The organism is Enterobacter sp. (assembly GCF_977039595.1).
In genome coordinates this window covers 1-12,588 of sequence record NZ_CDRQYH010000048.1, presented here as the reverse complement: position 1 = coordinate 12,588, position 12,588 = coordinate 1, and the positions used below count along the sequence as shown (strand labels likewise).

Sequence of the window (12,588 nt, the reverse complement as noted above, 5' to 3'; positions counted from 1 at the left end):
TCCCCCCTTAATAAAACGCTGTTGCCGTCGTTAATATGTTAGGGTTTTAGTAACAGCGTTAACATTGAGGTGGGAGTAAGAGAACATTGGATGCCGCAGCGATAATCAGCCTTTTCATTCTGGGTTCGGTCCTTGTAACCAGCAGTATTTTATTAAGTTCATTTTCATCGCGTCTCGGCATACCTATTCTTGTCATTTTCCTCGCCATCGGCATGCTGGCCGGCATTGATGGTATTGGCGGTATCCCATTCGATAACTACCCTTTCGCCTACATGGTGAGTAACCTCGCGCTGGCGGTGATCCTGCTGGACGGCGGGATGCGCACCCAGGCAAGCTCCTTCCGCGTGGCCTTAGGGCCCGCGCTGTCGCTCGCGACGGTTGGCGTGTTGATAACCTCCGGCCTCACCGGAATGATGGCCGCGTGGCTTTTCCATCTCAACATCATGGAAGGTTTGCTGATTGGCGCGATTGTTGGCTCAACCGATGCGGCAGCGGTGTTTTCCCTGCTCGGCGGAAAAGGGCTTAACGAACGCGTCGGCTCCACGCTTGAGATTGAATCCGGCAGTAACGATCCGATGGCGGTGTTTCTCACCATCACGCTGATTGAGATGATCCAGCAGCACGAGACGGGCCTGAGCTGGATGTTCGTCTGGCATATCCTGCAGCAGTTCGGGCTGGGGATTGTTATTGGCCTGGCGGGGGGATACCTCTTACAGCAGATGATCAACCGCATCTCCCTGCCCGCGGGGCTTTACCCCCTGCTGGCGCTGAGCGGCGGCATTCTTATTTTTGCCGTTACCACCGCGCTGGACGGCAGCGGCATTCTCGCCGTCTATCTCTGCGGTTTCCTGATGGGCAACCGACCGATCCGTAACCGTCATGCCATTTTGCAGAACTTCGACGGCCTGGCCTGGCTGGCACAAATTGGCATGTTCCTGGTGCTGGGCCTGCTGGTTACGCCTTCGGACCTGCTGCCGATCGCCGTTCCGGCGCTGCTGTTGTCCGCATGGATGATCTTCTTCGCCCGTCCGCTGTCGGTATTTGCAGGCCTGCTGCCGTTTCGCGGCTTCAACCTGCGCGAGCGGGTCTTTATCAGCTGGGTGGGCCTGCGCGGCGCGGTACCGATTATTCTTGCGGTCTTTCCGATGATGGCCGGTCTGGATAACGCCCGGCTGTTCTTTAACGTGGCCTTCTTCGTGGTGCTGATTTCGCTGCTGTTCCAGGGAACCTCGCTCGGGTGGGCGGCGAAAAAAGCCAAAGTCGTGGTGCCTCCCGTGGGCTGGCCGGTCTCTCGCGTGGGGCTCGATATTCACCCAGAGAATCCTTGGGAACAGTTTGTTTATCAGCTGAGCGCTGACAAATGGTGCGTGGGGGCATCGCTGCGCGATTTGCACATGCCGACTGAAACGCGCATTGCCGCCCTGTTCCGCGATAATGTCCTGCTGCACCCTACAGGCAGCACCCGCCTGCGCGAAGGGGATATTCTCTGCGTGATTGGTCGCGAGCGCGACCTGCCCGCGCTGGGCAAACTGTTTAGCCAGTCGCCTCCGGTGGCGCTGGATCAGCGTTTCTTCGGCGATTTTATTCTGGAAGCCAGCGCCAAGTTTGCCGATGTGGCGCTGATTTACGGCCTGGATGAAGGGCTGGAGTATCGTGACAAGCAGCAAACGCTGGGGGAAATCATTCAGCAGCTTCTGGGAGCAGCCCCTGTTGTCGGCGACCAGGTGGAGTTCGCCGGGATGATCTGGACGGTGGCAGAAAAAGAAGATAACGCGGTCAGGAAAGTCGGCGTCAGGCCGATGGAAGATGAAGCGGAGTAGCGGTTTTTTTTGCCGGGTGGCGCTAGCGCCACCCGACACAACCATTCGTTACACCGTCACAACCGGCACTCGCGGAGCCAGGGCACACATCAGTTCATACCCCACCGTGCCCGCAGCGGCAGCAACGTCATCAATCTTAATTTCGTTACCCCACAGCTCGACCGGTGAACCGATGCCCGCCTGCGGGCATGGCGTCAGGTCAACGGCCAGCATATCCATTGATATGGTGCCCACCGTTCCCGTGCGGACCCCATCGACCCAGACAGGCGTGCCGGTCGGCGCGATGCGCGGGTAGCCGTCGGCATATCCGCCCGCCACGATGCCAATCCGCTGTTCGCCCTTTGCCCGGTAGCGGCTGCCGTAGCCCACCGTGTCGCCGGCCTTCAGGGTTTGCACGCCAATGATTTCGCTGCGCAGGGTCATCACCGGCTTCAGGCCGCTGTTGGCAATGTCCTGCCACTGGCCCGAGGGTGACGCACCGTAAAGAACGATCCCCGGACGCACCCAGTTGTAGTGCGCCTCAGGATGCCAGAGCGTGGCCGCCGAATTTGACAGCGAGCGCGGGCAGTCCAGCCCTTCTGCCGCCTGCTCAATGCGGACCATGGCATCGGCAATGCCGTCCGGTTTTTCCGCGTCGGCAAAATGGGCCATCAGCGTCATTTCACCCACGTTTTTCATGGCGCGCAGCTGCTGCCAGACCGTATGCACGCGCTCAGGCTGGAAGCCCAGACGGTTCATACCGCTGTTGACCTTGAGATAGATATCCAGCGGCGCGTGGAGCTTTGCATCCTGAATCGCTTTGATCTGCCAGTTGCTGTGAACGCTGGTGGTCAGCCGGTACTTATCCAGCAGCGGCAGATCGTCGGCGTGGAAGAACCCCTCCAGAAGCAGTATCGGCCCTTTCCAGCCGCGCTCGCGCAGCAGAATGGCCTCTTCCAGGTTCAGAAGCGCAAAGCCGTCGGTGGCGCTCAGGGCGCTCCAGATACGGTCAATACCGTGGCCGTAGGCATTCGCTTTCACCACAGACCAGACGCGCGAACCAGGCGCCGCCCGGCGAACAATTTGCAGATTATCCTTCAGGGCCTGCAGGTTCAGCTGGGCCAGAACAGGACGGGACATGACAACTCCTTAGCTATGCGCGCCGTGCAGGTGCTGTGGACGCGACGGCGTAAACCCCGATTGATAGCGCGCGGCGCTTAAATCGTCAAACGGAATTGCCGGCGTGCGCCCGGAAATCAGGTCGCTCAGCAGCTGGCCCGATCCGCAGGCCATCGTCCAGCCAAGCGTGCCGTGTCCGGTATTGGTCCACAGGTTTTTAAACGGCGTGCGGCCCACGATCGGCGTGCCGTCCGGGGTCATCGGACGCAGGCCGGTCCAGAACGTCGCCTGCTCAACAAAACCTCCTCGCGGGAAGAGATCGCCCACGACCATCTCCAGCGTTTCACGACGCGGTTTCAGCAGTTCGGTGTTGAAACCGACGATCTCCGCCATGCCGCCTACGCGGATGCGGTTATCGAAGCGGGTAATGGCGATTTTGTAGGTTTCATCCAGAATGGTCGACACCGGAGCGCCGCTCTCTTCTTTTACCGGAATGGTCAGCGAGTAGCCCTTCAGCGGGTAGACCGGAATATCGAGAATACCTTTCAGCATGGCGGTGGAGTACGAACCAAACGCCATCACGTAGGCATCGGCTTTGATCACCTCGTCGCCGCACTTCACGCCGTAAATTTTTTCCCCTTCCGACAGCAGCTTGTCGACAGAGGTGTTAAAGCGGAATTTCACCCCCGCCTGTTCGCACATTTGCGCCAGACGCTGCGTAAAGAGCTGGCAGTCGCCGGTTTCGTCATTCGGCAGGCGCAGGCCGCCCGTCAGCTTATGCGCAACTTCCGCCAGCGCCGGTTCAACCTGGCCTAGCTGGCTGGCTTCCAGCAGCTGGTAAGGTACACCAGCATCTTCCAGCACGGCGATATCGCGGGTGGCATTTTCGTACTGCTGCTCGGTGCGGAACAGCTGCAGCGTCCCGCCCTGGCGGCCTTCATACTCAATCCCCGTCGACGCGCGCAGCGCTTTCAGGCAGTCGCGGCTGTATTCCGCCAGGCGCACCATGCGCCCTTTGTTCTCCATGTAGTGGCGGGTGTCACAGTTGCGCAGCATCTGCCACATCCACTTGAGCTGGAACTGCGTGCCGTCAAGGCTGATGGCCAGCGGCGCGTGGCGCTGGAACATCCATTTAATCGCCTTCAGCGGAACGCCCGGCGCTGCCCACGGTGCCGCATACCCCGGAGAGATTTGCCCGGCGTTCGCCGCGCTGGTTTCAAGCGCAGGACCGGACTCACGATCGATAACGGTGACGTCATGTCCCGCCTGACTTAAATACCAGGCGCTGGTTACCCCAACGACACCACTTCCCAGTATGACAACACGCATAGCCACTCCATTATGTGCAAAAGAACAATCTTCTAATTACAGATTGATAACCTAGTTGAAAATATTATTCAACATACGACTTTTTTATGGTGACTTACCTCACACATCCCCCAGCATCAGGGGATAGTGCTAATTTGGGATCTCCTGCTGCGCGTTATTTTTAACCAGCATAAAATGCTGAAGGACACCGTTTTATTGCCGTATCAAAAACGCGAAATCGCAAAGAAAAAATTTCTGCCCCAGCACGCTTTTTAACACGTTGATCTATGCTTGAAAGGAGGCTCTCCAGACAGAGAGAGCACCCACAACGAGGGCGCGCTAATGGCTACTATTGATTCCCTGAACAAGGACAACACACGTCTGAGCGATGGACCCGACTGGACCTTCGAGCTGCTGGATGTTTACCTCGCCGAGATCGACCGGGTCGCAAAACTGTACCGCCTGGATACCTATCCCCATCAGATTGAAGTCATTACGTCCGAACAGATGATGGACGCCTACTCCAGCGTCGGGATGCCGATTAACTATCCGCACTGGTCTTTTGGTAAGAAATTCATTGAAACGGAGCGGCTGTATAAGCATGGGCAGCAGGGTCTGGCGTATGAGATCGTCATCAACTCCAATCCGTGTATCGCCTATTTAATGGAAGAGAACACCATTACCATGCAGGCGCTGGTGATGGCGCACGCCTGCTACGGGCACAACTCCTTTTTCAAGAATAACTATCTGTTCCGCAGCTGGACGGATGCCAGCTCCATCGTCGATTACCTGATCTTCGCCCGTAAATACATTACCGACTGCGAAGAGCGCTACGGCGTGGACGAAGTGGAAAAACTGCTCGACTCCTGCCACGCGCTGATGAACTACGGCGTGGACCGCTACAAACGTCCGCAGAAAATCTCCCTGCAGGAGGAGAAAGCCCGGCAGAAAAGCCGCGAAGAGTATCTGCAGAGCCAGGTGAACATGCTGTGGCGCACCCTGCCGAAGCGTGAGGAGGAAAAAACGATCGCCGAAGCGCGTCGTTATCCGTCCGAGCCGCAGGAAAACCTGCTCTATTTTATGGAGAAGAACGCCCCGCTGCTGGAGCCGTGGCAGCGTGAGATACTGCGTATCGTGCGCAAGGTGAGCCAGTATTTTTACCCGCAAAAGCAGACGCAGGTGATGAACGAAGGCTGGGCGACCTTCTGGCACTACACTATCCTCAACCATCTGTACGACGAGGGGAAAGTCACCGAGCGGTTCATGATGGAGTTCCTCCACAGCCATACTAACGTGGTGTTCCAGCCGCCCTACAATAGCCCGTGGTACAGCGGGATTAACCCGTATGCCCTTGGCTTTGCCATGTTCCAGGACATTAAGCGTATCTGCCAGTCGCCGACGGAAGAAGACAAGTACTGGTTCCCGGATATCGCCGGGTCAGACTGGCTGGAAACGCTGCACTTTGCGATGCGCGACTTTAAGGATGAGAGCTTCATCAGCCAGTTTATGTCGCCGAAGATCATGCGTGACTTCCGCTTCTTCACCGTGCTGGACGACGATCGCAACAACTATCTGGAGATTTCAGCAATCCATAACGAAGAGGGATACCGTGAGATCCGCTCTCGCCTTTCCTCCCAGTACAACCTGAGCAACCTTGAACCGAATATTCAGGTATGGAACGTCGATTTGCGCGGTGACCGCTCCCTGACGTTGCGCTATATTCCGCACAATCGCGCGCCGCTGGATAAAGGGCGTAAAGAGGTGCTGAAGCACGTGCATCGCCTGTGGGGCTTTGACGTGCAGCTGGAGCAGCAGAATGAAGACGGGAGCGTCGAGCTGCTGGAACGTTGCCCGGCGCGGTTGAATACGCTGTAGCGCCACCCGACGAAAAAAAACCTCTCATACGAGAGGTTTTTCTTTTAGCGGGTCTGAATCGCTAAATCACCCGGCAGCGTTTTCTGCATACGGTGCCAGATTTCACCGGAATCGTGACCGTAGCGGCGCACCGTCTCATAAACCTGATCGTGCAGGCCTTCGGTGCAGAGCTTGCTCAGCTTATGGTAGAAGCCCAGCGCCAGGCTACGCGCTTCCGGATTGGCAAAATAGTGGCGGCCAATGCGGGTATAGAGCCCTTTCATACCGTTGAGGATCAGGCCGTAAACAGGGTTGCCGGAGGCAAACGCCAGGCCGCGAAACACGTTGTAATCGAGGGTGGCAAAGGCATCGGCATGATCTTCCACCTCATTAGCACTGGCCAGCACCGCAAGGGCGTCTTCCGGATGCTGACGGAAAGCTGTACGAATAAAGATCGTTGCGATGTTGGTGCGAACGGAGAGCAGATTATCAATGAGCTGCGGCACGCTTTCATGGTCGAGACGCGCAAGCGTTTCAAGAATGTTTAACCCGGATGTTTCCCAGAAGTTGTTTACTTTCGTAGGCTTACCATGCTGGATCGTCAACCAGCCATCGCGCGCCAGCCGCTGAAGCACTTCACGCAGCGTGGTGCGAGTGACGCCAATCAGTTCAGAGAGTTCGCGTTCAGCCGGAAGAATGGACCCCGCAGGGAAACGATTATTCCAGATGCTTTCAATGATGTACTCTTCCGCGAAACCCGCCGGGCTCTGCGCCTTAATGACCATAGTGAGATTTCCATTACACAGCTTTAGCAAATTGGACTCATCATACCAGAGGCAGCCAGTGGCAGGTAGCGCGGCAAAGAGAGAAAAGAGGGATCGCCGTTTCATTTTTGTGAAATTTACAATGCCGCCTTATCCGCCTCCAGGCCGCATTTTTTGCGTATACTGATGTTTTGTCTTACTTGACGGGAAGGACGTCTGTTGTGGAAATTTCTTTTGGGCGCGCGCTATGGCGCAATTTTTTAGGTCAGTCTCCTGACTGGTATAAGCTGATATTGCTGGTTTTCCTGGTCGTTAATCCCATCATTTTTAGTGTGAATCCCTTTATCGCCGGCTGGCTGCTGGTGGCTGAGTTTATCTTCACCCTGGCCATGGCGCTAAAATGTTATCCCCTGCTGCCGGGCGGATTGCTGGCGTTTGAAGCCGTCGTCATCGGCATGACCAGCGCCGAGCATGTCAAAGCAGAGCTGGCGTCAAATCTCGAAGTGCTTCTGCTGCTGATGTTTATGGTGGCGGGCATCTACTTCATGAAACAGCTCCTGCTGTTTATCTTCACGCGCCTGCTGCTCAGCATTCCGTCAAAAATGTTCCTCTCGCTGGCGTTTTGCCTTGCCGCCGCCTTCCTGTCGGCCTTCCTGGACGCGCTAACGGTCGTCGCGGTGGTGATAAGCGTCGCGGTTGGGTTTTACGGTATTTATCACCGCGTGGCCTCCTCTCGTCCGGGTGAAGATTTGCAGGATGACAGCCACGTCGATGCGCATAACCGTGACGTGCTGGAACAGTTCCGCGCGTTTCTGCGCAGCCTGATGATGCACGCAGGGGTCGGTACCGCGCTGGGCGGCGTGATGACCATGGTGGGCGAGCCGCAAAACCTGATCATTGCCAAAGCGGCGGGCTGGCACTTCGGTGATTTCTTCCTGAGAATGGCCCCGGTCAGCGTACCGGTGCTTATCTGCGGCCTGGCGACCTGTCTGCTGGTGGAAAAATTTCGCCTCTTTGGCTATGGGGCCCAGCTCCCGGAGCCGGTACGTCAGGAACTGCATAAATTCGATCTGCAAAGCCGACGCCAGCGGACCCGCCAGGAGACGCTGCGCCTGATTGCTCAGGGGATCATCGGCGTCTGGCTTATCGCCGCGCTGGCGTTTCATCTTGCCGAAGTGGGGCTGATTGGCCTGTCAGTCATTATTCTCGCCACTACCTTTACCGGCGTGACGGACGAACATGCCATCGGTAAAGCGTTTACCGAAGCCCTGCCGTTTACCGCCCTGCTGGCGGTGTTCTTTGCGGTCGTGGCGGTGATTATCGACCAGCATCTTTTCGCGCCGATTATTGCCTTTGTATTACAGGCGTCACCGGATGCTCAGCTGTCGCTGTTTTACCTGTTTAACGGCCTGCTCTCGTCGATCTCAGATAACGTCTTTGTCGGGACGGTCTACATCAACGAGGCCAAAGCCGCTATGGAGCAAGGCGTTATCAGCGCCGGACAGTTTGAACTGCTGGCCGTGGCGATCAATACCGGCACCAACCTTCCGTCGGTGGCGACGCCAAACGGCCAGGCCGCCTTCCTGTTCCTGCTGACCTCCGCTCTCGCGCCGCTCATACGTCTTTCTTATGGCCGGATGGTGTGGATGGCGCTGCCCTACACGCTGGTGCTCACGATCGTGGGATTGCTTTGCGTCAAAATTACCCTCATTCCCTGTACGCAATGGTTGATACAAGCGGGTATACTTGCGGCGCAGTAAACTATGCATCTCGGGCAGTTCGCTGCCCGTTTGCCTTTTCGCACGATAAACATCCAATTACGTTTTATTTCGCCAGGTACAGGTGGCGCGAAAAACGAATTCGTTTACACTGCGCTTTCTAAGCATGTTCCAGGGAAATGATTATGTTGAGATTTTTAAACCAGTGCTCCCGCGGTCGCGGAGCGTGGTTGTTAATGGCCCTGACCGCCTTTGCGCTGGAAATGGTCGCGCTGTGGTTCCAGCACGTAATGGGACTGAAACCTTGCGTGCTTTGTATTTATGAACGCTGCGCGCTGTTCGGCATTATGGGGGCGGGCCTGGTGGGCGCAATTGCGCCGAAATCGCCGCTTCGCTATGCCGCTATCGCGATCTGGCTGTACAGCGCCTGGAAAGGGATTGAACTCTCCTGGCAGCACACCATGATGCAGCTGCATCCGTCACCGTTTATGACCTGCGATTTTGCCGCCCGCTTCCCGAGCTGGCTGCCGCTGGATAAATGGCTGCCGCAGGTGTTTGTCGCATCCGGTGACTGCTCCGTTCGTCAGTGGGAATTCCTGACGCTGGAGATGCCGCAGTGGCTGGTAGGCATTTTTGCCGCCTACTTTGTCGTGGCGCTGCTGGTGCTGATTGCTCAGCCGTTCAAACCGAAGAAACGCGATTTGTTCGGAAGGTAAACGCAAAACGGCAACCTCGGTTGCCGTTTTTAGTGTGTGCGCCCTCTCCCGTGGGAAAGGGTTGAGATGAGGCCATCAGGCAGCACAAGCACAATAAAAAACCCGCTTCGGCGGGTTTTTTAATCTCAACGTCTCGGGTGGTTCATGATGTGATCTTCCCAGTCCCGAACCTCGGACTCTTTCACCGCAATGTGGCGCACAGAGATACGCTCGCCGTGCATCGCCGCTTTTGAACCGGTCAGTAGCGGATGCCAGTCAGGCAGGCCTTTCCCTTCCGCCAGCAGGCGATACGCGCAGGTATGCGGCAGCCATTCAAACGTCGGCAGATTATCCCGGGTTAACTTAATGCAGTCCGGCTCAAATTCAAACCGGCGCTCATAGTTGCGGCACTGGCAGGTTTTAATGTTTAGCTGCTTGCAGGCAACGTTGGTGAAGTAGATTTCATCCGTATCTTCATCCATCAGCTTGTGCAGGCAGCACTGCCCGCAGCCGTCGCACAATGATTCCCATTCCGCGTCAGTCATGTCGTCGAGAGTTTTGCTTTGCCAGAAAGGGATGTCGTTCATCAGGATGTCCACACGTCAAAAGAAAGCGCACCTTATAACGAGTCTGGCACGTTGTTGCAAGTTTTGCCGCCCTCTTCAGGCGGCAAGATGGGATTACAGCACGCGGGTTTTCAGCGACAGGCCGTTAAAACCGACCTCCAGTTCATCTCCGCTCGCGAGCGGGCCAACGCCTTCCGGCGTGCCGGTCAGGATCACATCACCTGGTTTAAGGGTAAAGAAGCGGCTCATGTAGGCGATCAGCGGCACAATCTTATGGATCATGTCTGCCGTGGTGCCCTGCTGGCGGATCTCGCCGTTAACCTTCAGGCTGAGCGGGGTATCCTGCGGATCGCCGGTAAATTCGCTCACCGGCACAAACGCCGAGATCGGGCAGGAATTATCAAACCCTTTGGCTTTTTCCCACGGCTGCCCTGCTTTCTTCATTTTGCCCTGCACGTCACGCAGGGTCAGATCCAGCGCCACGCCGTATCCGGCAATCGCTTTCTGAACATGTTCTTCTGAGGCCTTGCGAAGCGTTGCACCAATCAGCACGGCAAGTTCCACTTCGTGATGCACCGAGCCGAGCCCCTGCGGCAGCGCCAGCGGCTGGCGGATATCGCAAAGCGCCGTTTCAGGCTTAATAAACAGAACCGGCTCTTCTGGCGTCGCGCTGCCCATCTCCTGAATATGTTTTGCATAGTTGCTCCCTACGCAAACCACTTTGCTGACGGGATAATCCAGTAATGCACCTTGCCAGTTATGATGTTGATACATGGTCGACCCCTAAACGGTTGATGTGTTGTGCCCAAAAACAGTTGAGACTATTTTTTACCGTTCGCCTCAAGATGCTGTTTTAATAAATTCTCGGGTGGCGGTGGAAGCTGTAAATAATAGCCCTGCTCGGCTAAGGCCGTTTTCACTTTATCCAGATCGGCATTAATCAGTTTCTTACGACCATCAAGCGGCAGCAGCATAGCCAGCTGTGGTCGGCCAAAGTTCTTCATTAATTCTTCAGGCACGCGTGAAAAATCGTCTTTCTTTTCGACATAAAGATAGGTCTGGTCACGGCTTGTACTTCTGTAGATCACACAAAACATGTTTTTACTCTGAATTAATGGGTGGTTGCTTGCCTCAATATACTCCTGACTATAACATGCCTGATACTCTTCGGAATATCGCAGCGAGTGGTTGCGGTTAATAGCAAATTGAGTAAGGCCAGGATGTCAAACACGCCCATCGAGCTTAAAGGCAGTAGCTTCACCTTATCAGTGGTACATTTGCATGATGCAAAACCCGAGGTTATTCGTCAGGCGTTAGAAGACAAAATCGCCCAGGCTCCCGCCTTTCTTAAACACGCCCCTGTTGTTATCAACGTCAGCGGTCTTGAGGCGCCGGTTAACTGGAAACTTCTCCAGCAGGCCGTCTCCTCCACCGGACTGCGTATCGTGGGCATCAGCGGCTGCAAAGATTCTGAGCTGAAAGCGGAAATTGAGCGTGCGGGGCTGCCCCTTCTGAATGAGGGCAAAGAAAAAGCCTCGCGTGCGGCACCCGTTGCCGTCGAAACGCCCCCTCCTGCGGTGCAAAACGTTACTACCGTCACAAAAACGCGAATGATTGATGTGCCGGTTCGTTCCGGTCAGCGCATTTATGCACCAAACTGTGATCTGATTGTTACAAGCCACGTCAGTGCTGGCGCTGAGCTGATTGCAGATGGCAATATTCACGTATACGGTATGATGCGTGGACGTGCGCTCGCAGGTGCAAGTGGCGATCGAGATGCGCAAATATTTTGTACTCACCTGACGGCGGAACTGGTGTCCATCGCAGGTGAATATTGGCTGAGCGACAAGATCCCAGCCGAATTTTATGGCAAAGCGGCTCGCCTGCTTCTGGCAGACGACGCGTTGACCGTTCAACCGTTGAATTGATCCCTTTTTAACAAGGAATTTCTATGGCACGCATTATTGTTGTTACTTCGGGTAAAGGAGGCGTTGGCAAGACCACCTCCAGCGCGGCCATCGCTACTGGTTTGGCCCAGAAGGGAAAGAAAACCATCGTTATCGACTTCGATATCGGTCTGCGTAACCTCGACCTCATCATGGGATGTGAGCGTCGCGTCGTGTATGACTTTGTGAACGTCATTCAGGGCGATGCCACGCTGAACCAGGCGATGATTAAAGACAAGCGCACCGAGAACCTCTACATTCTCCCGGCATCTCAGACGCGTGACAAAGACGCCCTGACCCGTGAAGGGGTGGAAAAGGTGCTCGACGATCTGAAAAAAATGGATTTCGACTTCATCGTCTGCGACTCCCCTGCCGGCATCGAAACCGGTGCCCTGATGGCGCTCTACTTCGCTGATGAAGCGATCATCACCACCAACCCTGAAGTTTCATCCGTGCGTGACTCAGACCGCATTCTGGGGATCCTCGCCTCTAAATCCCGTCGTGCGGAAAATGGCGAAGACCCGATTAAAGAACACCTGCTGCTCACCCGCTACAATCCGGGCCGCGTGAACAAAGGTGACATGCTGAGCATGGAAGACGTGCTTGAGATCCTGCGCATTAAGCTGGTCGGCGTTATCCCGGAAGATCAGTCCGTGTTACGCGCCTCTAACCAAGGCGAGCCAGTGATCCTTGATACAATGGCAGATGCAGGTAAAGCTTACGCCGATACCGTTGACCGTCTGCTGGGAGAAGAACGTCCTTTCCGCTTCATTGAAGAAGAGAAGAAAGGTTTCCTCAAACGCCTGTTCGGAGGATAAG

Annotated in this window: 11 protein-coding genes and 2 pseudogenes; 6 read left to right on the top strand and 7 right to left on the bottom strand. The window is 55.7% G+C overall.

Annotated features, from left to right (window positions below; genetic code table 11):
* Positions 1-86: 86 nt before the first annotated feature.
* Positions 87-1,802 (top strand): annotated as a pseudogene (locus ACWYRJ_RS14555) (potassium/proton antiporter); the annotation flags it as partial.
* On the opposite strand, the pseudogene ACWYRJ_RS14550 reads toward ACWYRJ_RS14555, so the two are convergent.
* The 3 genes and pseudogenes from ACWYRJ_RS14550 to ACWYRJ_RS14540 all read right to left on the bottom strand — a co-directional run.
* Positions 1,758-1,865, bottom strand: a pseudogene (locus ACWYRJ_RS14550) (hypothetical protein); the annotation flags it as partial. The pseudogenes ACWYRJ_RS14555 and ACWYRJ_RS14550 overlap by 45 nt on opposite strands.
* Positions 1,866-1,868: 3 nt before the next feature.
* Positions 1,869-2,939 carry a catabolic alanine racemase DadX gene (dadX, locus tag ACWYRJ_RS14545; RefSeq protein WP_127731402.1) on the bottom strand — a complete coding sequence of 357 codons (1,071 nt, stop codon included), beginning with the start codon at positions 2,937-2,939 and terminating at the stop codon, positions 1,869-1,871.
* 9 nt (positions 2,940-2,948) lie between these two features.
* Positions 2,949-4,247 (bottom strand): D-amino acid dehydrogenase, encoded by a 1,299-nt coding sequence (locus ACWYRJ_RS14540; RefSeq protein ID WP_023312179.1) that lies wholly within the window; start codon positions 4,245-4,247, stop codon positions 2,949-2,951.
* Between the two features lie 321 nt (positions 4,248-4,568).
* Here ACWYRJ_RS14540 and ACWYRJ_RS14535 point away from each other — a divergent pair, with 321 nt between their 5' ends.
* Entirely contained in the window at positions 4,569-6,101 is a 1,533-nt protein-coding gene (locus ACWYRJ_RS14535; RefSeq protein WP_023293929.1) for a SpoVR family protein, read from the top strand.
* A 44-nt stretch (positions 6,102-6,145) separates the two neighbouring features.
* Here the strand turns inward: ACWYRJ_RS14535 and fadR are convergent, their stop codons facing one another.
* Positions 6,146-6,865, bottom strand: a complete 720-nt coding sequence (fadR, locus tag ACWYRJ_RS14530) for a fatty acid metabolism transcriptional regulator FadR (RefSeq protein ID WP_023336056.1) — start codon at positions 6,863-6,865, stop codon at positions 6,146-6,148.
* A gap of 200 nt (positions 6,866-7,065) precedes the next feature.
* Between fadR and nhaB the strand changes: the two genes are divergently transcribed.
* Complete coding sequence (gene nhaB / locus ACWYRJ_RS14525) at positions 7,066-8,604, top strand: Na(+)/H(+) antiporter NhaB (RefSeq protein ID WP_149366595.1); 1,539 nt, start codon at positions 7,066-7,068, stop codon at positions 8,602-8,604.
* A gap of 143 nt (positions 8,605-8,747) precedes the next feature.
* Positions 8,748-9,278: a disulfide bond formation protein DsbB gene (dsbB, locus tag ACWYRJ_RS14520; protein WP_045908244.1), complete on the top strand. Its 531-nt coding sequence runs from the start codon at positions 8,748-8,750 to the stop codon at positions 9,276-9,278.
* Between the two features lie 125 nt (positions 9,279-9,403).
* On the opposite strand, the gene ACWYRJ_RS14515 is transcribed toward dsbB, so the two are convergent.
* The 3 genes from ACWYRJ_RS14515 to ACWYRJ_RS14505 form a co-directional block, all read right to left on the bottom strand.
* On the bottom strand, positions 9,404-9,844 hold the full coding sequence (locus ACWYRJ_RS14515) for a YcgN family cysteine cluster protein (RefSeq protein WP_111964877.1): 441 nt from the start codon (positions 9,842-9,844) through the stop codon (positions 9,404-9,406).
* A 93-nt stretch (positions 9,845-9,937) separates the two neighbouring features.
* Positions 9,938-10,597, bottom strand: a complete 660-nt coding sequence (locus ACWYRJ_RS14510) for a fumarylacetoacetate hydrolase family protein (protein ID WP_455508155.1) — start codon at positions 10,595-10,597, stop codon at positions 9,938-9,940.
* Between the two features lie 47 nt (positions 10,598-10,644).
* The gene (locus tag ACWYRJ_RS14505; RefSeq protein WP_029742143.1) at positions 10,645-10,920 is read right to left on the bottom strand and encodes a YcgL domain-containing protein; all 276 of its coding nucleotides are present in this window, start codon (positions 10,918-10,920) and stop codon (positions 10,645-10,647) included.
* A gap of 123 nt (positions 10,921-11,043) precedes the next feature.
* Between ACWYRJ_RS14505 and minC the strand changes: the two genes are divergently transcribed.
* On the top strand, positions 11,044-11,751 hold the full coding sequence (minC, locus tag ACWYRJ_RS14500; protein WP_111964785.1) for a septum site-determining protein MinC: 708 nt from the start codon (positions 11,044-11,046) through the stop codon (positions 11,749-11,751).
* Between the two features lie 23 nt (positions 11,752-11,774).
* Positions 11,775-12,587 (top strand): septum site-determining protein MinD, encoded by an 813-nt coding sequence (minD, locus tag ACWYRJ_RS14495; protein ID WP_023312187.1) that lies wholly within the window; start codon positions 11,775-11,777, stop codon positions 12,585-12,587.
* Position 12,588: the final 1 nt, after the last annotated feature.